The sequence below is a fragment of the Wolbachia endosymbiont (group A) of Philonthus cognatus genome, from assembly GCF_947251755.1.
GTDB classification, from domain to species: domain Bacteria; phylum Pseudomonadota; class Alphaproteobacteria; order Rickettsiales; family Anaplasmataceae; genus Wolbachia; species Wolbachia pipientis.
On record NZ_OX366388.1, the window covers coordinates 1,320,718 to 1,341,468 of the forward strand.

The window sequence follows — 20,751 nt, forward strand, 5'->3', positions numbered from 1 at the left end:
TTCAAACTGAATCCCATATAAAAGTTACTCAACAAAACAAGAACCTTTCGTATAAGCATGACAAATTGCTACAGCAAGAGCGTCAGCAGCATGGTGGCATTTTATACTCAAATTTTTAACTATTTGCTTCACCATAAATATAATCTGATCCTTATCAGCATGGCCATTTCCGGTAATGCTTTTTTTTACATAGTTTGCATCATATTCATTCATAGTTAGCTTTGTTATTTTTAACGCTAAAATTACAACCCCTCTTGCATATCCTAAAGTTAGTGAAGATTTAGGATTTTTATTAACAAAAATTTTCTCCACCGCAGCTTCATTCGGAGAGTATAGGGAAATTACTTTCTTTAATTGTTCAAAAATTGTATGTAGGCGTTCACCTGTACCCAATTTACCATCAGTTGATATGGTACCGCCGCCCAAAAATTCAATATTATTTTTTTCGTTCAGGCTGATAATGGCCCACCCAGTCTTGCTTATTCCTGGATCTAGACCTATTATTTTAACCACTTAATAAACGCTTAACCAATAGACAAACAAAAATAAAAATATCCAGACTACATCTACAAAGTGCCAATACCAGGAGGCAAACTCAAAGCACAAATGGTCCTGAAGTGTAAATTGGCCTTTCCGTGCTCTAAATAAACACACTGATAAAAATATTATTCCTATTATAACGTGTGCGCAGTGAAAACCGGTAATCATATAAAAATTGGATGTATAAATAAGCTTTTCTCCTGTTTCTTGTAGAGAAAAACTCGCTTCATGATACTCTATTGCTTGCACTATTATAAAAAAAACTCCAAGCAATATAGTTATGGACAGCATTTTAATCATGCTCTTTTTATCATTTTTAAGTAAAGAGTGATTTGCCCAAGTAATTGTTGTACCAGAAAGCAATAATATTAATGTATTCATGAATGGTAGTGACCACGGATCAGGTGGCAAAATTCCCTCAGGGGGCCATTCAACTTTTTTTGCAGGAGAAAACGCCTCAAATAAAAAAACTGGATCAAGCCAGGCTTTAAAGAATGAACAAAAGAACACTATAAAAAATACGACCTCCGAGAGAATAAATAAGTACATTGCAAATTTGAGTCCATGTTTTACAATGGCAGTGTGACATTTGTCATAAATGGCCTCCCTTATTACATCTCTCCACCAATAAAACAGCACCCCTGATACTGCGGAGATTCCCAAAACTAAACAAAACATTCCGACAATTTGTTTATGAAGCGCGCCAACTAATCCAAGTGCAAGAATAAGAATTGCTGCTGATACAGCAATTGGCCAAGGGCTTGGATCCACTAAATGAAAATCATGTTCTTTACTTTTCATAGCATTTTAAAAAATACTTATTAAGGATACAAATTAGCTTAAAATTGTCAATGTTCCTTAGGAAATTGATTGAATCTTGAAAAATTATATGCACCGTTCAAAAAATCTAACACAAATTGTGCAGTTATTCTAAACAACTCAAGCATTCTGCTCTTTTCGTTTTCTCTTGCTCTGCTGCAATATCCATCAACAATATTTTCCAAAATAATGCATCCAGACTTTACTGAATCACTGTAACAAAAATTAAACCAATCCCTATATCTATTATTTTTCTTGAATCTATTTTTCATGCTATCAACGACAGTCTCGTATATAAACATGCAAGAATACAAAACCGTCATAGCCTCATAGGTATTACTATGCGAGATGGATAAAAGAAAATTAGTGAAATTAAAACACTCAAGAGATTTCTTTTCGCGACTTATACCGTACATAGTAAAGTAGTAGTCATATAGCATTCTATTAACAGTCACTACTCTTTGGGCTACTTCAGCAAGCGAGATAATACTACTATAATCTTCCATTTTGGATGCAGTAATTAAGGTGGTACGAATATAATCACCTAAGAACAACGTCTTTTGTTGAGCATAGAATTTGAAGTTCTCTATATTTAGGGTGTTATTCGCTAACTCAACATTAAAAGGATGCTCAATTATATCCTTTAAAAGATTTGACCCGTAACAGCTCCTAATTATGCCACTGAACACTGTAGTTACCGATAAAAGATCAAGTTAACGTAAATAATCCGCTGCTAATATTCTTTGCTAGATATATTAGAGTAATATGCCTCATCCCAAAACATTATTTCTAATTCCAGCCCTTTCTTAAAAAACTCATACATCCTCTTTTTTTCACAGTCACTAGCTTTTTTATATAGCTTATTTGTAATATCACTAACCTCTTCAACCACCGCGTCCATTCCTTTGCTATTACAGATATCAATCCACTTTTTGTATTTGTTACTTTTAATCCCCTTAGTTGTTATCTCATTTGCCATATGGCATATAACAATTTGGTATACATTAAAGAGAGAATAAGACAACACTAAGGTCTCAGTAACAGAATTGTGATACGCAGTACTCATGAAAAGGTCAGCATAGGCAGAACAAGCTCTTGACTTTTTATTATTATCAGATAGATCACAATCCTAGAAATATTTTTTATATTGTTCTCGAAAATCAAATGCTCCTTTTGTTATATCAATTAACCTACTCATTGTCTCAACATCATTAACTTTAGCTGCAACAACTAAATGAGCACGAGCGCAATCTACAGAACATAGAAAATCCTGCTGAAGGTAAAATTTAAATCTTTTATAATCTAAAGTACCATTCACCAATTCAACATAAAAAGGATGTTCTTCTATTCTATCAACAAGATCAGATGATTCTTTTATAGCTACGCTACAGAATTCTTCTTTTATGTCATTATACATTACACGAACCTCACAATAAAAACTGAATATAATAATTATCACTAATATAGTATAATTATTATGAAAAAGCAATTATACTTCAACAATAAGCTAGTATATAAATATGAGGCTATAAATCAAAAATTTTAGCAATCTAAAGAAATTTTACTATTACCTTCTATATTGAATTCTCTACAAAGATCAGCAGATAAGTCCATGTTTTCCCAAGAAAATCCACCGTCACTTTCTGACTCTTTACCAAAATGTCCATAACAGGCTGTACGTTTATATATAGGGCAATTAAGCGATAAATGCTTGATTATGCCTTTTGTTGATAAATCTATATTATTCTCGATAAACTTTTTAATTACTCTTTCCTCTACCTTATTCGCACCAAATGTATCAATATAGAATGAAGTAGGTTTTGATACACCAATTGCATAAGAAAGCTGCACAAGACAACGTTCAGCCAAACCTGCAAAGACAATATTTTTAGCAAGGTATCTTGCCATATAAGCCGCAGATCTATCAACTTTAGTTGCATCTTTTCCGGAAAATGCCCCTCCACCGTGTGGAATATAACCTCCATAAGTATCAACCATAATTTTTCGTCCGGTTAATCCACAGTCACCAACTGGTCCACCAATAACAAATCTACCAGTTGGATTGACTAAGAGATTTTCCTCAGAACACATCCATCCTTCAGGTAAAGATGAAACTATGTAAGGGTAAATTATTTCTTTTACTTTTGATTGATCCAAATCCTCAGGGTGCTGTATTGAGACAATAATACTTTCAGCACGTACTGGAAGGTTATTCTCATATGCCAAAGTGATTTGTGACTTTGCATCTGGACCAAGTTTTGCTTCTTTAACTGCATTCATGATATTTTTCAGAATCGAGTGTGCATAAAAAATGGGTGCCGGCATAAGGTTTTCTGTCTCTGTTGTTGCATAGCCATACATTATGCCCTGATCTCCAGCACCTTGATCCAACCCTATTGCAATGTCATTTGATTGCTCATGCAGCAATATATTTACTTTCACTTTTCTCCAGTGGAACCCATCGTGCTTGTAACCAATATCTTTTATTGTATTCCGTACAATACTTTCAATCCTGCTATTCTCAATGTTAGGCCCAAACACTTCCCCAGCTATAATAACGTTATCTTTGGTGACTAAAGTCTCTATTGCAGCTCGCGCAAAAGGATCAGTAAAAAGGTACTCATCAAGTATTGCATCTGAAATTTGATCTGCTACTTTATCTGGATGACCAGCCGCCACTGATTCACTGGTTACTAAATTTTTATATAAACTCATGTTTTTGCTTATACAATATCAAAACCGCTATAGAAAACACAGTTAGTAACTACTAAATGGTGGGTCTGGGAAGAGTTGAACCTCCGACCTCACGCTTATCAGGCGTGCGCTCTAACCACCTGAGCTACAGACCCATGATTTATTCAAGCTGAAGCTTTCATATTATCTGTAGGCACGATATCAATAAAAGTCTTTTTATTTGCTGACCTTCTAAAGCTGACCCAGCCTTCTATTTTAGCAAAAATCGTATGATCTTTACCTATACCAACATTCTTCCCAGGATGGAATTTTGTGCCTCTTTGGCGCACAATTATGTTACCAGGAATAACCTTCCCATTCTTCTTTATTCCTAACCTACGACCCGCTGAATCTCTACCATTACAGGAACTACCACCTGATTTTTTAGTTGCCATATCTTACCTCTTACTTTTGAAGACTAATTTCATTTATACGAAGAACAGTTATATACTGCCTATGACCAGTTTTCCTACGGTAATTTTTTCTTCTTTTCTTCTTAAAGATTATAATTTTTTCCCCCCTGCACTGCTCCAACACTTCAGCTTTAACAGTAGCATTAGATGAATAAGATAAGCCATTATTTGAAATACAAATCACCTTATTGATTTCCACCTCTTTTTTTTCTTCAGCTTCTAACTTCTCTACCTTTATTATACTACCTTCTTTTACTAAATATTGCTTTCCACCAGTCTCAATTACTGCAAACATGATAAATATAAATTATTGTTATTAACTTTAATCGTAAACGATGTCATATACGCTGTCAATATAAATAAAAAGCATGACTTAACGTTCTTTTTGAGCTACTAAAATACTTCTATCTGTTTTCATCTTTTATCTACCTTTTCTCAGACAGTAGACTTCTTGCATAACCTAAGCAGAAAAAAGGCAAATAGTTATTATAGCTCTAAGTTTACCGACACCGTCATGCAAGTAGCCCCTTCTCCTGTCATCCGAGTAGCTGACACTGGTTTACCTTATGATGATGTCATGAAAGTAGCTGACACTGGAATGGCTTTGTTGCATCGCTACTTATGAAAGGCTAACTATAGTTAGGATTATAAGCAACCTATTGAAAATCTTGTTTTTTTGCAATCAATCTGATCAAATTTAAGAATAGTAATTTGTTATTTATATTAATAAATTTAATTCTATTGAAAATAGCTAAAGCATTGAAATTCTTGAATTTTAGCCGGATTGGTAAATGGTAGTGAAATTTCTTTTACTCAAATTTAGGTATTCATTGACCGTTCTTGTTATAAATACCAGAATAATAAGCTACTGATATTCCCTATCTTTTTTATCTTTAATCCATCATAGCTAGCGATGCAACAAAGCCCACTGGAATCCAGCCTTTTCATCCAAGACGGCAGCGCCTCCTTCTTCTGTCATCCCAGTGCCCAGACACTGGGATCCAGGAAAGTTTGCTTGTGAGCAAGCAAACTAGCATAGAAAGTGGTTACAACATTTTCGATGAGATTATATGGAAAACTGGATCCCAGTGGGCTTTGTTGCATCGCTAGCTATGATGGATTAAAGATAAAAAAGATAGGGAATATCAGTAGCTTATTATTCTGGTATTTATAACAAGAACGGTCAGTGAATACCTAAATTTGAGTAAAAGAAATTTCACTACCACTCACTAATCTGGCTAAAATTCAAGAATTTCAATGCTTTAGCTATTTTCAATAGAATTAAATTTATTAATATAAATAACAAATTACTATTCTTAAATTTGATCAGATTGATTGCAAAAAAACAAGATTTTCAATAGGTTGCTTATAATCCTAACTATAGTTAGCCTTTCATAAGTAGCGATGCAACAAAGCCATCCCAGTGTCAAGCACTGGAATGACATCATAGGGGCTCGGGTGACAAAAAAAGGAGCACTGGAATGACACCTTCCTGCCCAATTCATGTTGCTATAAATATTAAGAAATTTACCAAGCGAAAAAAAAGGCAAAAGAAGCCCCGTGGTTATTGTCCGCTTTAAAATATTGGCGTTTTTTATGTTTTAAACGCTTGACAAGCGAAATTCAGCTGCTTTTAATTGCAACTAACCTACGCTGCAAATGTTTAAGAAATTTACTAAGCAGAAAAAAAGACAAAGGACCCCCGAGTTAGCTAGTCTTTTACTATCTCTGTCGAGTATTGGCATTTTTTGATGTCTTGTAACGCTTTATAAGCGCGTTCAGCTTATTTAGATAAAAATCTAGATGTAGATGAAGTTTTGTAAAGACATACAGTATCTATATACTGCAAAAAATTAAACATAAGACGCCGATACATTAAGTAATCCTTACCTTTTAATCTGCAGATTGGCGAAAGCAAATACAATAGCTTCACTGTTATGATAAGGGGGCTGGCGGAGTTTGTCAAGGAAGTTTTTTTGTTTCTATTCCCAATAAAAGTTTGTTATATGGTTATGCAAGAAGTCTAATATTAAAAATGACACAACAACATAATTAAATTAGACTACTTTATTCTCTTAGTTACTTGCTTTTCTCTTGCTATTGCAAGGCTTTTTTCTGGTACATCCTCAACTATAACACTACCTGCTGCAATTACAGATTCATCATGAATATTAAGCGGCGCAATTAGTGAGCTATTGGCGCCAACAAAGCAATTGCTCCCTATATTCGTTTCATGTTTATTTTTCCCATCATAATTACAAACAATAGTGCCTGCTCCTATATTACTCTCCTGCCCTACTTTAGCATTTCCTATATAACTTAAGTGTTTTATTCTAGTGTTTTGACCAACTTCACTTGTTTTCACTTCCACAAAATTTCCTATTTTTGCCTTATTACCAATTGTTGTGTTTCCGCGTATTCTGGTAAATGGACCGACCTCAGCATTACTTTTAATTAAGCAATTTTCTAAATGCGAAAATGGCAGTATTTTCGCACCAGACTCTATTTGCACTCCAGGGCCGAAAAAAACATATGGGTAAATAACTGAGTCTCTGGCAATTTGCGTATCAAGAGAACAGAAAACAGTTTCCGGCGCAACAAGCGTTACTCCGGCGTCGGTAAAAATTTTTCTTTTATTTTCTTGAAAGTAAAATTCAGCTTTTATAAGGTCATTTCTGTTATTTATTCCCGTTGCTTCTTCTCCACCGGTAATAACGTAACCGACATTTAAATTACTCTTCACTGCAATGGAAACTATATCGGTCAAGTAATATTCATGAGTTGAGCTATTGCACTCTATTTTCTCCACCAATTCACGTAAATTCTTTGCACATGCAACCATTATTCCAGCATTTGCAAGAAATTCTTCATGATTATTTTTATCACTCTTTGCTTCTACGATTTCTCTTAAGGAACCATTCTCAATAATTAACCTACCGTATTCTTTATTGTTTGTCCTAAAACCTAGGCAAACTAGAGCCTTGCCTTCTAAATAACTAATCATTTTAGTTATTGTGCTGCTTTTTATGAGCGGAGTATCCCCATACTGCACAACAACTATGCTTGAATCTGGCAATTCTCTTAGGTTTCTCATCGCAGTTTTGACCGCATCTCCCGTGCCAAGTGTTAATTCTTGTGTAATTAACTGTATATCCTTAAAACACTTTAGTCTTTCAATTAAAGGCTGATCAACTACAACAGCAATATTTTCAGGATTTAACTGTTTTGCATTGTAAATGACATGCTGAAGCATGGAAAAATTGCCTATTTCGTGCAGAACCTTAGGCAAATCTGAATTCATCCGCCTGCCATGCCCGGCAGCAAGTATGATAAAAGTATGAGCTTTATTTATCACTTATCTTAAAGATGAAAAATGAAAACCATAATGATCAAGCCAACTGATTTTGTTATCGTAAAAGCTTCTTAGGTCGCTGATTTGATATTTTAGCATCGCAAGCCTTTCTATACCAATGCCAAACGCAAAACCGTTGTATTTAGTATGGTCTATTCCAACATTTTGAAAGACATTTGGATGCACCATACCACATCCAAGCACTTCTATCCATTTACTACCTTTATAACTTATGTCCACTTCCGCAGAGGGTTCAGTAAAAGGAAAAAAACTATTACGAAAACGTATCTTCAGCCCTTTATCTCCAAAAAACTTATTAAGGAAGTGATGAATAGTAAATTTTAACTGGCCCATATTGACGTTTTCATCGACATATAACCCTTCTATCTGGTGAAACATAGGAGTGTGAGTTGCATCAAAGTCATTTCTGTATACTCTACCTGCAGCTACTATTTTAATTGGGAACTTTTTTGTTTTTTCCATGGTTCTAATCTGTACAGATGAGGTGTGAGTGCGCAGTACCATTCTTTTATCATCTATTTTGTTCTTTAAGTAGAAGGTATCTTGCTCCTCTCGCGCAGGATGATGACTTGGAGTATTCAGTGCATCAAATACATGAAATTCATCTTCAATATCAGGGCCATCAACTGCTTTAAAACCCATATGTGCAAAAATAAGCTTTACTTCATTTATAACCTTACTGAGTGGATGGACCTTGCCCATTTTTTCTGGTCTAACGGGCAACGTGATATCAACCGCCTCGTTCTGCAATTTAAAGCTAACTTCTTCGGCTTTTAGTATATTTTCCTTATTCATTATAAGCTGATCTAGCTTATTACGTAAAACGTTGATAACTTCGCCTAAATCACGCTTTTTCTCTGCATTTTCTATCTTTTTTAAGTTATCAAAATACGCTCTAACTACACCCTTTTTTCCCAAATATAATAGTCTAACTTTTTCTAAATCTTGCAAAAAAGAAGCATTCTCAATTTCGGAAACTGCTTTATCTTCAAGTGAAAGTATGTCATCTAATAACTCTTTATTCATCTTAAAAACGCTGGCTTAAACTTTCATTATAGTGAAATTTTAAATATCATCAACAATTCGAAAAATTGCCCTATTCTGATTATTAATTTATTGACTGATTAATCTTTTTTATTTACCTTTGCGTTGATGAATTCACTGTATCAACTATGCACAACAGTAACACTGAAACTAAGAATAAGTATAAAATAGAGGATTTACCTAAGCTCTTTAAGGAAAAATCCAAAAACATAAGTAAAGCATTTTCTAGCGGAACAATTAAGATCAGTGCTATTCGCTCGAGAAGTATTGAAAGCAATATACAAAAATTTTCATTTGAGCTAACAGCAACAGATAAAGACACCTTTAATATAAGATTATTTCGAATAAACCCTTTAATTGATTTTTTCAAAATCTGTCTTCCTCAGGAAAAAAATTTTACAGTCAACATGAAAGTGCCGAAAGAAAGCAGTGAATTATATAATAACCACTGTAAAACTAACAGTTACAAAACTGTAGAAGAATTCATAAATAATGCTCCATCTCAAATTCTCTTACAAGGAGTAACAATAACACTACAAACAGATGTTAAAGACATTAACTTAGATAATTTGCACCAAATAGGGTCATTTTTAAATGAAAAGCTAAAACATGCAGAAAAAACTGAAAATGAGGAACGGAGTCAAGTTACACTACAAGTAAAAGAAGCAGAAAATAAAAACAGACAAGAACAGAGTGAAACTGAGCAAAAAAACGCACAAAATAGACAAATTGTACTATTTACAGGCTCGTTTGGCTTTAACGTAGCAAGCAAAGTAAATTGTAAAGCTCCAGTGGTTACTGCTGCAATAAAAGCTAATATACCAAAATATAGAATCTTCCTTCCCTTATCTAATTTTTTTAATGATGTAATAAGGTTATCCCTTTTAAGAACACCAAAACTTTCTATACAGAGCAACAATATACCATTTGGTGTCATTCCAGCGCTTGACGCTGGAATGGCTTTGTTGCATCGCTAGCTATGATGGATTAAAGATAAAAAAGGTGGAGAATATCAGTAGCTTATTATTCTGGTATTTATAACAAGAACGGTCAGTGAATACCTAAATTTGAGTAAAAGAAATTTCACTACCACTCACTAATCCGGCTAAAATTCAAGAATTTCAATGCTTTAGCTATTTTCAATAGAATTAAATTTATTAATATAAATAATAAATTACTATTCTTAAATTTGATCAGATTGATTGCAAAAAAACAAGATTTTCAATAGGTTGCTTATAATCCTAATTATAGTTAGCCTTTCATAAGTAGCGATGCAACAAAGCCCGCTGGAATCCAGAAAAAAAAAGAAAAATGGACCCCAGTGTCAGCTACTTGGATGACAAGTAGTATAGGAAATCCAATACCTCAAGAAGCAGAACAGAATGTAGGTCAAACCACTTCGCACACAGAGTATTTTAAGGCTAACAGAAAAAAGAAGTCAAAAAAGCAGACCAAAGAACTATCAGAGAAAGAAAAACCATTAGCCATAAAACAAGCACAAAATGATGCTAGAGTAGCTATGATAGATAACCAAATTGAGCACAGGGGGAAAAAACTCGATAAAATATTTATTGAAGTGATGAGTGGATACAAAAATCAAGATCCAGAAACATTTTGCAATATTTTCAGCTCAGTATTTAATATTGTTTACTTTCAAGATAAACAATTACATGCAATATTAGAGCCAGGCGAAATATCAGAAGTATTACAGATACTCGAAAGGCCACAACCTCTTAGTAACTCACTTTTAGGTAAAGAATATTTACAAAAACAAGTATATAGAAAAAAAGAGCAATTGCTTAAATTAGTTTCAGGTGTTTATATACAACAACCTTCTCCACAACATGAAAATACTCCTCATAAATCTACAAACCCTTTACCAATTAAAGATCTTTCACCAGCAACAAATGAAGCTAAAACTCTACCACCTACTAACATTACACTCAAATCATCATTAAAAACTGTATTTTCCTCAAAAAAGGCTTATTTTTGTCTATTTATAATAGTAGCATCTGCATCAACACTTTGCTTATGGCATTTTCCATTAGGAGAAGTGTCAATGTTAAAAGGATTAGTGCCACCAGAAAAAAGAGAAAGTATTGGGCTAGCATTGAACATAGGGTTACCAATATTAACTGCATTATGTGTTCTGAGTTTAGCTTACTTTATATATTCTGAGTATTCTATAGAATCTGTTAAGCAAGTAAGTAAAAACGATCCCCTTTCTCGCGCCTATAGCTAGTGCAGACTCAGTTTTCCTGCGTCATACCGCGATTCATTCGCGGTATCTCTAGATCCCGCTAACACGTAGCGGGATGACGAATTTGTCGTTTTTTAAATTGTCGGTAAACCAGAATTACTTTAACTATAACAAAATAGAAATAAGTTGTTGTAAAAAATTTTTCATGGTAAAATTATTTATTTTCACCATATGTTTAAAGGAATTATCACGGATATCGGGACTATAACTGATACTACCACTCACTCCAACTCTGATCAAATTTTCCATATCAAGACACAAAATTTATCCTCTATAAATAAAGGAGATTCAATAGCTTGCTCTGGTGTGTGTTTAACTGTTGTTGATATAATGAGCGATACATTTACAGTCCAAGCATCTCAAGAAACTATGAAGGTTGCTAACTTAAATACGTGGAGAATAGGAAAAAAAATAAATCTCGAACAAGCAATGAGATTAAGCGATAAGATCGATGGCCACCTGGTTCAGGGTCATGTTGATGGGATAGTAAAATTTTTAACAATTAATCAAAATTTAGATTCTCATGAAATCAAACTATCGTGCCCACAAGAATTAATTAAATTTGTTGCAAAAAAAAGCTCCGTTACACTAGATGGGGTTTCCCTCACAGTGAATTCAGTTATTAATCAGGAATTTACAGTAAATATCACTCCCTATACATGGGAAAATACAACTTTTCAGTACAACAAAGTAAATGATTATTTGAATTTAGAAATTGACATGATCGCTAGGTATTTAGATCAATTGATGCAGCATAAATACAATTAATTTTACAACCTTGTTATTTACAACTATTATATCTTGAAAACCATATAGATATAAAACATGCTTTTCGATAGCCTAATTATCTTCATTGTTGTTCTATGCGTAATAATCTCGGTAACTAGAGGCTTTATAAAAGAGCTATGCGCACTAATGTTTCTATTTTTATCGGTCTTTCTGACAGCTAATCACTATGATTTTTTCGCTCCAAATTATAGTAAATATTTTGATTCTAAAGTTACACTAAACATACTTTCTACAATCTCTGTATTTATTATACTTAATCTTATATTCATGATAATAAATAACTGGCTAATGTACATATTATCACCCATAAGGTTGGGGTTTATCGATAGAGTTACTGGAATCTTTCTCGGAGTGCTTAAAGGAATATTGCTCTCTTATGTATTATTTTTTGCTGTGCACTCATATTGCTACACAGTATATGACAAAAAAGAGGGAGAGTATAAAATAGAAGCAGAAGACATATTGCCTAATTGGATAATAAATTCACACTCTTATCAGGCTTTATTTGTGACAGCAGAAGAAGTAATTGACATGTATGTACCAGAGTCGTTGATACTAAAAATAAAAGAGATCGGTGGAGAAATGGTTGATCAAGAAAAACCTAAAAACAATAAAAAAGAAGAGTAAATATTTATTTATAAATATTTTCATTGGGAGTATTCAAAAAGCCATATGTGTCAGGTTAAGAGCACAGAATTTTTTACTGGAAATATTAATTTTGTTTTAGCAATAAATCAACTTAAGGTCATAATATCTTGACATTTATTTAATGTTGCTATATAATAGCTATGTACATTTTGTGTACTATAGCAATAAAATTACCTTGTAATAGGTGTATTGGACCCGAGGGCAGTACTCGGCGCCTCCACCATGTTTTTTAATTATACGGGGGCGATTAAGGATCGACATGCATAGTAAAGATGGTAGCTTTGCTCGGTTAGACACCACCGCTAAGAGTTCATAATTTAAATGCAAACGATAATTTTGCTGCTGAAGAATATCGTGTTGCTGCTTAATTTAGCACAACCGGTTTATTACTAAAGCACGGTTTAGGGAACGCCGGGTAACAGAAGTTCCCCCAAAATTTACGTATGTGAAAGTTATATGGAGCAAACAGATTACAAAAAACTGCTTAATTCTGCTAAGTTTCAAGTTATCAAAAAGACTTTAGATGTTATATCAGGTAATGGTTTTATCCCTCACTTAGAAATATTATTTTTCACATATTTTAATGGTGTGACCATGCCAGATCGTTTGAAAAAGTCATACCCTACTCAAATGCTTATTATATTACAGCATCAATTCTATGATTTAAAAGTTTCTGAGGATAAATTTAGCGTCAGTTTGAGTTTTCAAGGAAAACAAGAGCGAATTACTATACCGTTTTTTGCTATTAGTGAGTTTCGTGATAAAATTTCAGGAGATGTTTTAATATTTGACAAAATCAGTATCGACTCTGATAAAGAATACAAAAGTGAAAAATGTACTGAAAAACTATCAAACGGTAGTATTATATCCATAGATCAACTGCGTGATGAGTAACTGCTCATCTTTATAAACAAAAAATATTAATAGAAAAAAGTGGTCTAACTTCAGTAATAGAATAGAGGGTAGATAAATATGCTAAATCTTTAATTATTTATTAACGCAGGTGGCAAAATTTTTCTTACATATCATCAACTTCCTTTATTGAAAAATTCAGAAAAATGTTGTATAATTATTAGTAGACTTTGGTAAAACATATGACAGATTCAGGAATTAGTATAACTTTTGACCCAAAAACTTCACATAACCTTACTAAGTTAGCTGAAATCACCAAGGAATCCGTTCAAGAACTAGCAAAAAGGTTAGTCATCGAAGGAATCGAGTGCGAAGTAGAAGATATTGCGTTATATAAAACTATTAAGGAATGTGAGGATGTAGACTGGAACACAGTACTATCTGAAAGGGAGAGGACATAAACTGAAATACGATATTGTCTACTCAAAAAACTTTACTGAAAGAGATTTTCTAAATCTTCCAAAAACAATAAGATCAAGGATTACAAAAGCGATAAACGAGCGGCTTACAACTGATCCAATTAAATTTGGTAAACCATTACGTGGCAGGCTAAAAGGGTATAGAAGAATAAGGGTTAGTGATTATCGAATTATTTATACTGTAAATATTGCAAAACATAAGGTATTTGTTGCTACAGCAGGACATAGAGACACCATTTATGAGAAGGCTACTTGATAAACATTAAATATATTTTTATACAGCCCTCCTTCCTTCCTTTCTTTATTGAAAAATTAAAAAAAATGTTGTATAATTATTAGTGGACTTTGGTAAAACATATGGCAAATTCAGGCATTAACATAGCTCTTAGCGAAGAAACTTTAAAGCATCTTGCTGAATTATCTGAATTTACTAAACAGCCCGTTCAAGAATTAGCAGGAAAACTATTTAGAGAAGCAGTTGAGCTTGAAATGGAGGATTTTTTAGTATCTAAAATTTCTGATGAGCGTGATGTTGAAGGTGCAGAAACAGTTGATTTTGAAGATATTAAGTGGGATTAGAGCGTTACAAGGTTAAGTCTCTAAAGAGTGTTGTTGAAAAAGATTTACCAAACCTTCCAAAGACAATAAGGCTAAGAGTTCAAAAGGCTATAAAAGAACGTCTTACAGTTGACCCAATAAATTTTGGTGAACCACTACATCATAACTTAAAAGGATGTAGAAGGCTAAGAGTTGGTGACTATCGTGTAATTTACAGAGTAAATCAATTAGATCATATAGTAACTATCACAGAGATAGGACATAGAGATGATATTTATAAGAAATAAATACCAACATTAATATATATTATACACCCCTCCTTCCTTGTCCATTCTCTACTTTAGGTGGCTTTGCCCAGCTCAAAAAATGAAGTTTTTTTTGGTTCAGCAAAAACAACATTTTGAGTTTGAAAAGGCTAAATACTTGTCTTTTATATAACTTTCGTGTAATAGATATGTATGCATCCAATCATATATCTACTCAATACGTTACTTGATCTTTATAGCTTCATTCTAATATGTTGGGTTGTCCTAAACTGGCTGGTTAAACTTAATATGGTGAACATATATAATGAAACTGTCAGTAGCATAATGCACATCTTGAACCAATTGACATATCCACCACTAAAGATTATTAGAAGATATATACCACCGTTCAACGGATTAGATTTATCTATAATGATATTGCTAATAACAATTCACTTTGTAAAATATACAGTAGCTTACTACTTTAGGTAGATGTTAAAAAAATATCTAAAATCAGCAATATATCTATCCCTTTTAATATATATATATATATCAGTTTTTAGCTATAACTATAAAGATCCTTCCTTAAACACGGCTACAAATGAGGAAGTGACAAATTTAGGTGGAATAGTAGGTTCATATTTAGCTGATATATTGGTTCAATTTCTTGGATTAACTAGTGTTACAATAGCTACAACCATAGTTTACTTGTTGATCTTCAGGCCAGCAAAAATACTGCTGAAAATTCTCTATTTAATATTAATCAATTTAGGGGTATGTGCTATATTACCACAACTTTCGCTAGGCATCACAGCAAGGTACAGACACAGTGGAATAATAGGGAATGCACTCGTTAATAACTGCCCGTTTTATGTATTTGTGATAGTAACATTAATAGGTCTTGTAGGATCTGTTGGTTGGAAGAGAACAATTTACTCTCTATTCTTCTTATGTAAAAAAATAGCTTGCTTATTTGTAAATGTTCCATTCTTCAGATCACATAAAACTGCTGAATATTCAGTTGCACCATTAGTAGTAGAAGAAAAACATAAAACTAAAATCACTACTAAACAACAACCAAAAGAAAGACAGAAAAAAGCTACCGAAGAAATTTTTAAACCTTCCAGTGAGTTCGAATTTCCAAGCATTCATTTACTTTCCAAAGCAGAGGAGTCTTTGCAGAGAAAACAGCTGAATGAAATGGAGAGCAATAAAAATTTATCTCTGCTGGAACAAGTCCTGAGTGATTTTGGCGTGCAAGGAAAAATTATCAGTGTATGCTATGGGCCGGTTGTGACTTTATACAAACTTGAACCACAAGCTGGTACGAAATCTGCAAGAGTAATTGGCCTTGCAGATGACATTGCACGTTCGATGAGTGCACTCTCTGCACGTATTTCAATAATTCGTGGGCAAAATGCTATGGGAATAGAGTTGCCGAACAAGGAACGGGAAATTGTAATGCTGCGTGATTTGCTTGAATCACCAGAATACCAAAATGCAAACTTAAATCTTCCAATTGCGCTTGGCAAAGAAATAAGTGGAAAACCAGTTATTGCAGATCTAACTAAAATGCCTCACTTGCTCGTTGCTGGAACCACAGGGTCTGGTAAATCAGTTGCGATTAACACTATGATTCTTTCACTCGTTTATCGATTAAGTCCTGACGAATGCAAGATGATAATGATCGACCCCAAAATGCTTGAGCTTTCAATATATGATGCAATACCACATCTAATAACGCCAGTAGTAACAGAGCCAAAAAAGGCTGTAGTCGCTCTTAAGTGGATAGTGAAAGAAATGGAAAACCGCTATCGCATGATGTCGTATTTGAATGTACGCAATGTTATAAACTATAATCAAAAAATCACAGAAGCGATGAATAGTGGAATAGAATTGGAGCGCGTTGTGCAGATTGGCTTTAACTCAACAACAGGCAAACCTCTGTTTGAAAAAATACCAATCAAGATGGAAACATTTCCATATATTGTAGTGATCGTGGATGAAATGGCAGATTTGATGCTTGTTGCCGGCAAAGAAATAGAGTGCTCTATTCAACGCTTAGCTCAGATGGCTCGTGCTGCAGGAATACACATCATAATGGCAACACAACGCCCATCTGTGGATGTGATCACAGGTGTGATAAAGGCGAACTTTCCAACGAGAATCAGTTTTGCTGTTACTTCTAAGATAGATAGCCGTACAATACTTGGCGAACAAGGGGCTGAACAATTGCTCGGCATGGGTGACATGCTCTATATGGCCTCTGGTGGTAAGATCATTCGAGTTCACGGCCCATTTGTAAGTGATAATGAGGTGCAAGATATAGTTGATCATCTGAAAATGCAAGGTGAGCCAAACTACATGGAGGAAATCACTAAAGAAGATGAAAATTCTTCTACAGAGTCACACGATGAAACGGAGGATGAAGAAAATGACCTCTATAACCAAGCAGTGGCCATCATTCAAAGAGATCAAAAAGTTTCAACCAGTTACATTCAAAGGCAGCTTAGAATAGGCTATAACAGAGCAGCAAACATCGTTGAAAGAATGGAAAAGGAAGGTATTGTCAGCGCTCCAAATTACTCAGGGAAAAGAGAGATATTGGTTGAATAACAATCTTGTAATACCTTAATTTAAGTTTCCGCACTTTCAAAAAGCAAGTCAAACAAAATTATTAAAAGGTCAATACATAATGACAGTTAATTTAATAATAATTTAAACATTGGGAATGTAAAATTATAATATATTAATTAACTAGGGGGTTAAAATGGTAAAAGGAATTTTGTGCAATTGGTTAGGTGTAACAGAATTGCAAGAAAGTCAAAAAATCGATGCTGAGCAGTTTGAAAAAGTTTTTGGTGCATTAAAAGAATGGCAAGAAGCTCAAAAGATAGATGCTAAACAGTTTGAAGAGGTATTTAGTGCATTAAAAGAATGGCAAGAAGCTCAAAAGATAGATGCTGAGCAGTTTGAAAAAGTTTTTAGTGCATTAGAAGACAAGATTGGTACTGAGCAGTTTCAAGCTATGCAAGAGCACTTAAACGGCCTGCAAGAAAAAGTGGAAACACTTGCAGAGGCAGTAGCAGATCAAGAAAAAACACTACTAATTTGTACCATAGCCACTGCTGTTGCCGTAATAGCGATAACTAGTTTTGTTGCATTCTGTATCTATCAGGGAGTTAAGTGTGAAAGGGAGAAAGAAAAGAACTTGTCTAAAGATACACCAGACGCAAAACTTAATAATGTAGATGCTACCGATGGTACTAAAAAACTACGGAATGACTTAAAAGTTGACAAACATATAGCTGCATAACACTTTTCTTGAAAAGGTGTTACGCAACTTGTAACACCTTCCTCTTCTCTTAGCCTATGTAGATTTTTTGATAGTAAACATATCACTTTTTAGAAAAATATTTGTATTGTAAAGTTAGTAAAGATTCTGGTTTACTTAAAGTTTGTTAATTGCTATCTTTTAAAACACGATATTTACTATAGCACCATATGCTTAGGATTTTTTCTAAAGTTTTGTTTATATTAATGTTTTTGGTTTCTAGCTTTTTTACTGTGCATAGTGCTGGAGCTAAATCTAAGCTCAGTAAGAGATACATACCTCCTGGTAACCCTGGTGGTGCAAACTTTCATACAGATGAGGATTTTGCTGAGTCATATAAACTGTATGAGAAGCGTAGGGAATTGCTCAAGAAAAAAAAGTCACAAGATCGAGCTATAAATAAAGAAGATCTAATAAAAAAATTAAAAGAGAAAAAAATTGCTAGTCTTGATAATGAGCCAAATGACATGGAAGCGTGCATAGTCGACGATGAAGAGAGCGCTATGATAAATCAGCATGGTATTAATATCGCACGTTTAAAGGGTGCTGTATTTATAGATCAAGAGCCAGTTTCTCAGTATGAAAGTAAGCAGCATGAAAGTGAACAACAAGAAGGGAAGAAAGTTACTTCAACACGAGAAAAGAAAGTTTCTCCTATAAATATCACTATAAAAGAAACTCCTTCAAGAAGAACGTGCTCACATGATTCTATTGCTAATTTGGATAACGTAGATGCTTATAGTTTGAATGGTTCAAGTTCGTTTGGCAGCGTAGCTGACACAGTAAAATAGTATCACAATTAATAATATGCTAGATACAGACCTGATATTGAATGACGATGCATGTGAATTATCGCCAATTTCCAGGCACAAAACTCATGTTGTAGAAGTTGGAAAAGTAAAGATAGGCGGAAATAATCCTGTAGTTGTACAATCTATGGCGCTTGGTGTGCATATAGATTCTGATAATATAAAAAGTAGCGCAAAACATTATGCAAAAGAGATAACAGAACTAGCGCGTACAGGTTCAGAATTGGTGCGAATTGCCTTGAACTCAGAGGAGGTAGCAAGAGCAATACCTTATATAGTAGAAGAGATAAATAAAGAAGGTTTTGACGGTAAAATATTGGTAGGCTGCGGTCAATATGAGCTAGATAAATTAGTTCAAGATTATCCAGACAACATCAAAATGCTGGGTAAAATTAGAATCAATCCAGGCAATATAGGCTTTGGCGACAAACGTGATGAGAAGTTTGAAAGGGTGATAGAGTATGCAATAATGCACGATCTTCCGGTTAGAATTGGGGTAAATTGGGGTAGTCTTGATAAATACCTTTTGCAAAAATTGATGGATGAAAACTCTTCGCTTAGTAATTCAAGGCCTTCTGATGTTATACTGCGCAAAGCACTTGTAATGTCTGCTCTTGATAGTGCAAAAAAAGCTGAAGGAATTGGTCTAAATTCAAACAAAATAATCATTTCATGTAAAGTTAGCAAAGTGCAAGATTTAATTTTAGTTTATATGGCACTTGCAAAATCTTCCAATTATGCGCTGCATTTGGGTTTAACTGAGGCTGGTATGGGCAATAAAGGTGTGGTAAATACCGCAGCAGGGCTTACTTATTTATTGCAAAATGGCATTGGAGATACAATACGGGCTTCTTTGACTCAACGTCCTGGTGAATCGCGTACTAATGAAGTGGTGGTGTGTCAGGAAATATTGCAGTCTATAGGCTTGCGATACTTTAACCCTCAGGTTAATTCATGTCCTGGTTGTGGGCGCACGAGCAGCGATCGTTTTCGTATATTAACTGAAGAAGTGAATGGCTATATAAAAACTCATATGCCGATGTGGAAGAAAAAAAATCCAGGTGTAGAGCATATGAACATTGCTGTTATGGGATGCATAGTAAATGGTCCTGGAGAAAGCAAACACGCAAATTTGGGAATCAGCTTACCTGGATATGGAGAAAAACCTGTTTCAGCAGTCTACAAAAACGGCAAATATTTCAAAACTTTACAAGGTGATAATGTCTCTGAAGAATTTAAGGCAATTATTGATAATTATGTGAAGAAACATTACACGTAACCTTTCACGGTTAATTATGACCTTACCCATAAATGGAAGAAGATCTGATAGGCTTTCATATACTTAACTTCAATATTAGCTTTTCTTGATCTCTGGTTTCCACCTTTAGTAACTTCTAGAGAAATTTTCTTTTTTACTGGCAGTTGAGTGATGCGTGTTTGCAAATCTGTTTTTCCGACTTCAGTACAGATAAATCTTCTATTAGCTCGATTGCGGATTACATAAAAACTACCTAACGTCTCAGCCACCCATAAAAATTTGAAGATGTCTGCTTCCCTATCACCAAGGGTAACAAGTTGTACATTTGGAGGAAGGTTGTTTATAGTTTCTTTGAGAGCTGTTATCCACTTATAACTTTCTTTTTCTTCTATGGAGGTACGGTATTTTCTGTTTGCTTTTTCTTGTGCCGTTTCTTCTTCCCTAATAGAACGCGCCCAACATTGTTGGGAAGATAGACCTAAAGGTAATCCGTCTTTGCTAGGCACTATGCAACAGTAAACCCATTTTATGCTTTGTATAAGCTTTAGAAATACTGCCTAGTCTCTTGGTCTTTATATGAGAGTCAAAATCCAAATA

General features: G+C 34.1%; 24 protein-coding genes, 1 tRNA gene, 1 other RNA gene and 1 pseudogene. 15 read left to right on the plus strand and 12 right to left on the minus strand.

Annotation, left to right across the window (positions count from 1 at the left end):
* Window positions 1–24: 24 nt before the first annotated feature.
* The 11 genes and pseudogenes from ruvC to pheS all read right to left on the minus strand — a co-directional run bounded on the left by ruvC (window position 25) and on the right by pheS (window position 8,904).
* Window positions 25–513, minus strand: coding sequence for a crossover junction endodeoxyribonuclease RuvC (gene ruvC, locus OPR21_RS06125; RefSeq protein WP_209473140.1), 489 nt, complete (start codon window positions 511–513; stop codon window positions 25–27).
* Window positions 514–1,341, minus strand: coding sequence for a cytochrome c oxidase subunit 3 (locus OPR21_RS06130; protein ID WP_006279354.1), 828 nt, complete (start codon window positions 1,339–1,341; stop codon window positions 514–516). It abuts the gene before it with no gap.
* A gap of 47 nt (window positions 1,342–1,388) precedes the next feature.
* Window positions 1,389–2,048, minus strand: coding sequence for a TenA family protein (locus OPR21_RS06135; protein ID WP_010962391.1), 660 nt, complete (start codon window positions 2,046–2,048; stop codon window positions 1,389–1,391).
* Between the two features lie 44 nt (window positions 2,049–2,092).
* Window positions 2,093–2,776 (minus strand): annotated as a pseudogene (locus tag OPR21_RS06140) (thiaminase II/PqqC family protein).
* A 125-nt stretch (window positions 2,777–2,901) separates the two neighbouring features.
* Entirely contained in the window at window positions 2,902–4,074 is a 1,173-nt protein-coding gene (gene metK / locus OPR21_RS06145) for a methionine adenosyltransferase (RefSeq protein WP_265029825.1), read from the minus strand.
* A gap of 57 nt (window positions 4,075–4,131) precedes the next feature.
* A tRNA-Ile gene (locus OPR21_RS06150) sits at window positions 4,132–4,208 on the minus strand.
* A gap of 9 nt (window positions 4,209–4,217) precedes the next feature.
* Window positions 4,218–4,487: a 50S ribosomal protein L27 gene (gene rpmA / locus OPR21_RS06155; RefSeq protein WP_006279564.1), complete on the minus strand. Its 270-nt coding sequence runs from the start codon at window positions 4,485–4,487 to the stop codon at window positions 4,218–4,220.
* 10 nt (window positions 4,488–4,497) lie between these two features.
* Complete coding sequence (rplU, locus tag OPR21_RS06160) at window positions 4,498–4,800, minus strand: 50S ribosomal protein L21 (RefSeq protein ID WP_006279565.1); 303 nt, start codon at window positions 4,798–4,800, stop codon at window positions 4,498–4,500.
* Window positions 4,801–5,821: 1,021 nt separating this feature from the next.
* Window positions 5,822–6,055 carry a hypothetical protein gene (locus tag OPR21_RS06165; RefSeq protein ID WP_265029827.1) on the minus strand — a complete coding sequence of 78 codons (234 nt, stop codon included), beginning with the start codon at window positions 6,053–6,055 and terminating at the stop codon, window positions 5,822–5,824.
* A 512-nt stretch (window positions 6,056–6,567) separates the two neighbouring features.
* On the minus strand, window positions 6,568–7,860 hold the full coding sequence (gene glmU / locus OPR21_RS06170; protein ID WP_265029829.1) for a bifunctional UDP-N-acetylglucosamine diphosphorylase/glucosamine-1-phosphate N-acetyltransferase GlmU: 1,293 nt from the start codon (window positions 7,858–7,860) through the stop codon (window positions 6,568–6,570).
* Window positions 7,861–8,904, minus strand: coding sequence for a phenylalanine--tRNA ligase subunit alpha (pheS, locus tag OPR21_RS06175; RefSeq protein ID WP_265029830.1), 1,044 nt, complete (start codon window positions 8,902–8,904; stop codon window positions 7,861–7,863). It abuts the gene before it with no gap.
* Between the two features lie 146 nt (window positions 8,905–9,050).
* Here pheS and OPR21_RS06180 point away from each other — a divergent pair, with 146 nt between their 5' ends.
* The 15 genes from OPR21_RS06180 to ispG all read left to right on the plus strand — a co-directional run bounded on the left by OPR21_RS06180 (window position 9,051) and on the right by ispG (window position 20,175).
* Window positions 9,051–9,899: a hypothetical protein gene (locus tag OPR21_RS06180; RefSeq protein WP_265029831.1), complete on the plus strand. Its 849-nt coding sequence runs from the start codon at window positions 9,051–9,053 to the stop codon at window positions 9,897–9,899.
* A gap of 344 nt (window positions 9,900–10,243) precedes the next feature.
* The gene (locus OPR21_RS06185) at window positions 10,244–11,164 is read left to right on the plus strand and encodes a hypothetical protein (RefSeq protein WP_406829251.1); all 921 of its coding nucleotides are present in this window, start codon (window positions 10,244–10,246) and stop codon (window positions 11,162–11,164) included.
* Window positions 11,165–11,353: 189 nt separating this feature from the next.
* Complete coding sequence (locus tag OPR21_RS06190) at window positions 11,354–11,950, plus strand: riboflavin synthase (RefSeq protein ID WP_010082169.1); 597 nt, start codon at window positions 11,354–11,356, stop codon at window positions 11,948–11,950.
* Between the two features lie 57 nt (window positions 11,951–12,007).
* Window positions 12,008–12,598 (plus strand): CvpA family protein, encoded by a 591-nt coding sequence (locus OPR21_RS06195; protein WP_265029832.1) that lies wholly within the window; start codon window positions 12,008–12,010, stop codon window positions 12,596–12,598.
* A 124-nt stretch (window positions 12,599–12,722) separates the two neighbouring features.
* Window positions 12,723–13,052, plus strand: a transfer-messenger RNA (tmRNA) gene (ssrA, locus tag OPR21_RS06200).
* A 23-nt stretch (window positions 13,053–13,075) separates the two neighbouring features.
* Window positions 13,076–13,513, plus strand: a complete 438-nt coding sequence (locus tag OPR21_RS06205; protein ID WP_006279412.1) for a ClpXP protease specificity-enhancing factor SspB — start codon at window positions 13,076–13,078, stop codon at window positions 13,511–13,513.
* Window positions 13,514–13,713: 200 nt separating this feature from the next.
* A complete protein-coding gene (locus OPR21_RS06210) occupies window positions 13,714–13,932 on the plus strand; it encodes a hypothetical protein (protein WP_006279413.1) in 219 nt (72 codons plus the stop codon).
* 67 nt (window positions 13,933–13,999) lie between these two features.
* Complete coding sequence (locus tag OPR21_RS06215) at window positions 14,000–14,206, plus strand: type II toxin-antitoxin system RelE family toxin (RefSeq protein ID WP_231115925.1); 207 nt, start codon at window positions 14,000–14,002, stop codon at window positions 14,204–14,206.
* A gap of 101 nt (window positions 14,207–14,307) precedes the next feature.
* Complete coding sequence (locus OPR21_RS06220; protein ID WP_006279415.1) at window positions 14,308–14,529, plus strand: hypothetical protein; 222 nt, start codon at window positions 14,308–14,310, stop codon at window positions 14,527–14,529.
* Window positions 14,520–14,795 (plus strand): type II toxin-antitoxin system RelE family toxin, encoded by a 276-nt coding sequence (locus tag OPR21_RS06225; protein WP_015588829.1) that lies wholly within the window; start codon window positions 14,520–14,522, stop codon window positions 14,793–14,795. Before OPR21_RS06220 ends, OPR21_RS06225 begins: the two co-directional genes overlap by 10 nt.
* Before the next feature lie 171 nt (window positions 14,796–14,966).
* Window positions 14,967–15,245, plus strand: a complete 279-nt coding sequence (locus OPR21_RS06230) for a YggT family protein (protein WP_006279515.1) — start codon at window positions 14,967–14,969, stop codon at window positions 15,243–15,245.
* Window positions 15,246–17,369, plus strand: coding sequence for an FtsK/SpoIIIE family DNA translocase (locus OPR21_RS06235; RefSeq protein WP_077188517.1), 2,124 nt, complete (start codon window positions 15,246–15,248; stop codon window positions 17,367–17,369).
* Window positions 17,370–17,523: 154 nt separating this feature from the next.
* Window positions 17,524–18,069 carry a hypothetical protein gene (locus OPR21_RS06240; protein WP_065094680.1) on the plus strand — a complete coding sequence of 182 codons (546 nt, stop codon included), beginning with the start codon at window positions 17,524–17,526 and terminating at the stop codon, window positions 18,067–18,069.
* Between the two features lie 188 nt (window positions 18,070–18,257).
* The gene (locus OPR21_RS06245) at window positions 18,258–18,878 is read left to right on the plus strand and encodes a TRP75-related protein (protein WP_065094679.1); all 621 of its coding nucleotides are present in this window, start codon (window positions 18,258–18,260) and stop codon (window positions 18,876–18,878) included.
* Between the two features lie 16 nt (window positions 18,879–18,894).
* A complete protein-coding gene (ispG, locus tag OPR21_RS06250) occupies window positions 18,895–20,175 on the plus strand; it encodes a flavodoxin-dependent (E)-4-hydroxy-3-methylbut-2-enyl-diphosphate synthase (protein ID WP_077188516.1) in 1,281 nt (426 codons plus the stop codon).
* A gap of 14 nt (window positions 20,176–20,189) precedes the next feature.
* On the opposite strand, the gene OPR21_RS06255 is transcribed toward ispG, so the two are convergent.
* The gene (locus tag OPR21_RS06255; protein ID WP_077188515.1) at window positions 20,190–20,660 is read right to left on the minus strand and encodes a hypothetical protein; all 471 of its coding nucleotides are present in this window, start codon (window positions 20,658–20,660) and stop codon (window positions 20,190–20,192) included.
* Window positions 20,661–20,751: the final 91 nt, after the last annotated feature.

Coding starts and splice junctions, on each gene's coding strand:
- OPR21_RS06130 (WP_006279354.1), bottom strand. CDS start 1,341: ATGAAAAGTAAAGAACATGATTTTCATTTAGTGGATCCAAGCCCTTGG.
- metK (WP_265029825.1), bottom strand. CDS start 4,074: ATGAGTTTATATAAAAATTTAGTAACCAGTGAATCAGTGGCGGCTGGT.
- rpmA (WP_006279564.1), bottom strand. CDS start 4,487: ATGGCAACTAAAAAATCAGGTGGTAGTTCCTGTAATGGTAGAGATTCA.
- rplU (WP_006279565.1), bottom strand. CDS start 4,800: ATGTTTGCAGTAATTGAGACTGGTGGAAAGCAATATTTAGTAAAAGAA.
- pheS (WP_265029830.1), bottom strand. CDS start 8,904: ATGAATAAAGAGTTATTAGATGACATACTTTCACTTGAAGATAAAGCA.
- OPR21_RS06180 (WP_265029831.1), top strand. CDS start 9,051: ATGCACAACAGTAACACTGAAACTAAGAATAAGTATAAAATAGAGGAT.
- OPR21_RS06190 (WP_010082169.1), top strand. CDS start 11,354: ATGTTTAAAGGAATTATCACGGATATCGGGACTATAACTGATACTACC.
- OPR21_RS06195 (WP_265029832.1), top strand. CDS start 12,008: ATGCTTTTCGATAGCCTAATTATCTTCATTGTTGTTCTATGCGTAATA.
- OPR21_RS06205 (WP_006279412.1), top strand. CDS start 13,076: ATGGAGCAAACAGATTACAAAAAACTGCTTAATTCTGCTAAGTTTCAA.
- OPR21_RS06210 (WP_006279413.1), top strand. CDS start 13,714: ATGACAGATTCAGGAATTAGTATAACTTTTGACCCAAAAACTTCACAT.
- OPR21_RS06220 (WP_006279415.1), top strand. CDS start 14,308: ATGGCAAATTCAGGCATTAACATAGCTCTTAGCGAAGAAACTTTAAAG.
- OPR21_RS06230 (WP_006279515.1), top strand. CDS start 14,967: ATGCATCCAATCATATATCTACTCAATACGTTACTTGATCTTTATAGC.
- OPR21_RS06235 (WP_077188517.1), top strand. CDS start 15,246: ATGTTAAAAAAATATCTAAAATCAGCAATATATCTATCCCTTTTAATA.
- OPR21_RS06240 (WP_065094680.1), top strand. CDS start 17,524: ATGGTAAAAGGAATTTTGTGCAATTGGTTAGGTGTAACAGAATTGCAA.
- OPR21_RS06245 (WP_065094679.1), top strand. CDS start 18,258: ATGCTTAGGATTTTTTCTAAAGTTTTGTTTATATTAATGTTTTTGGTT.
- ispG (WP_077188516.1), top strand. CDS start 18,895: ATGCTAGATACAGACCTGATATTGAATGACGATGCATGTGAATTATCG.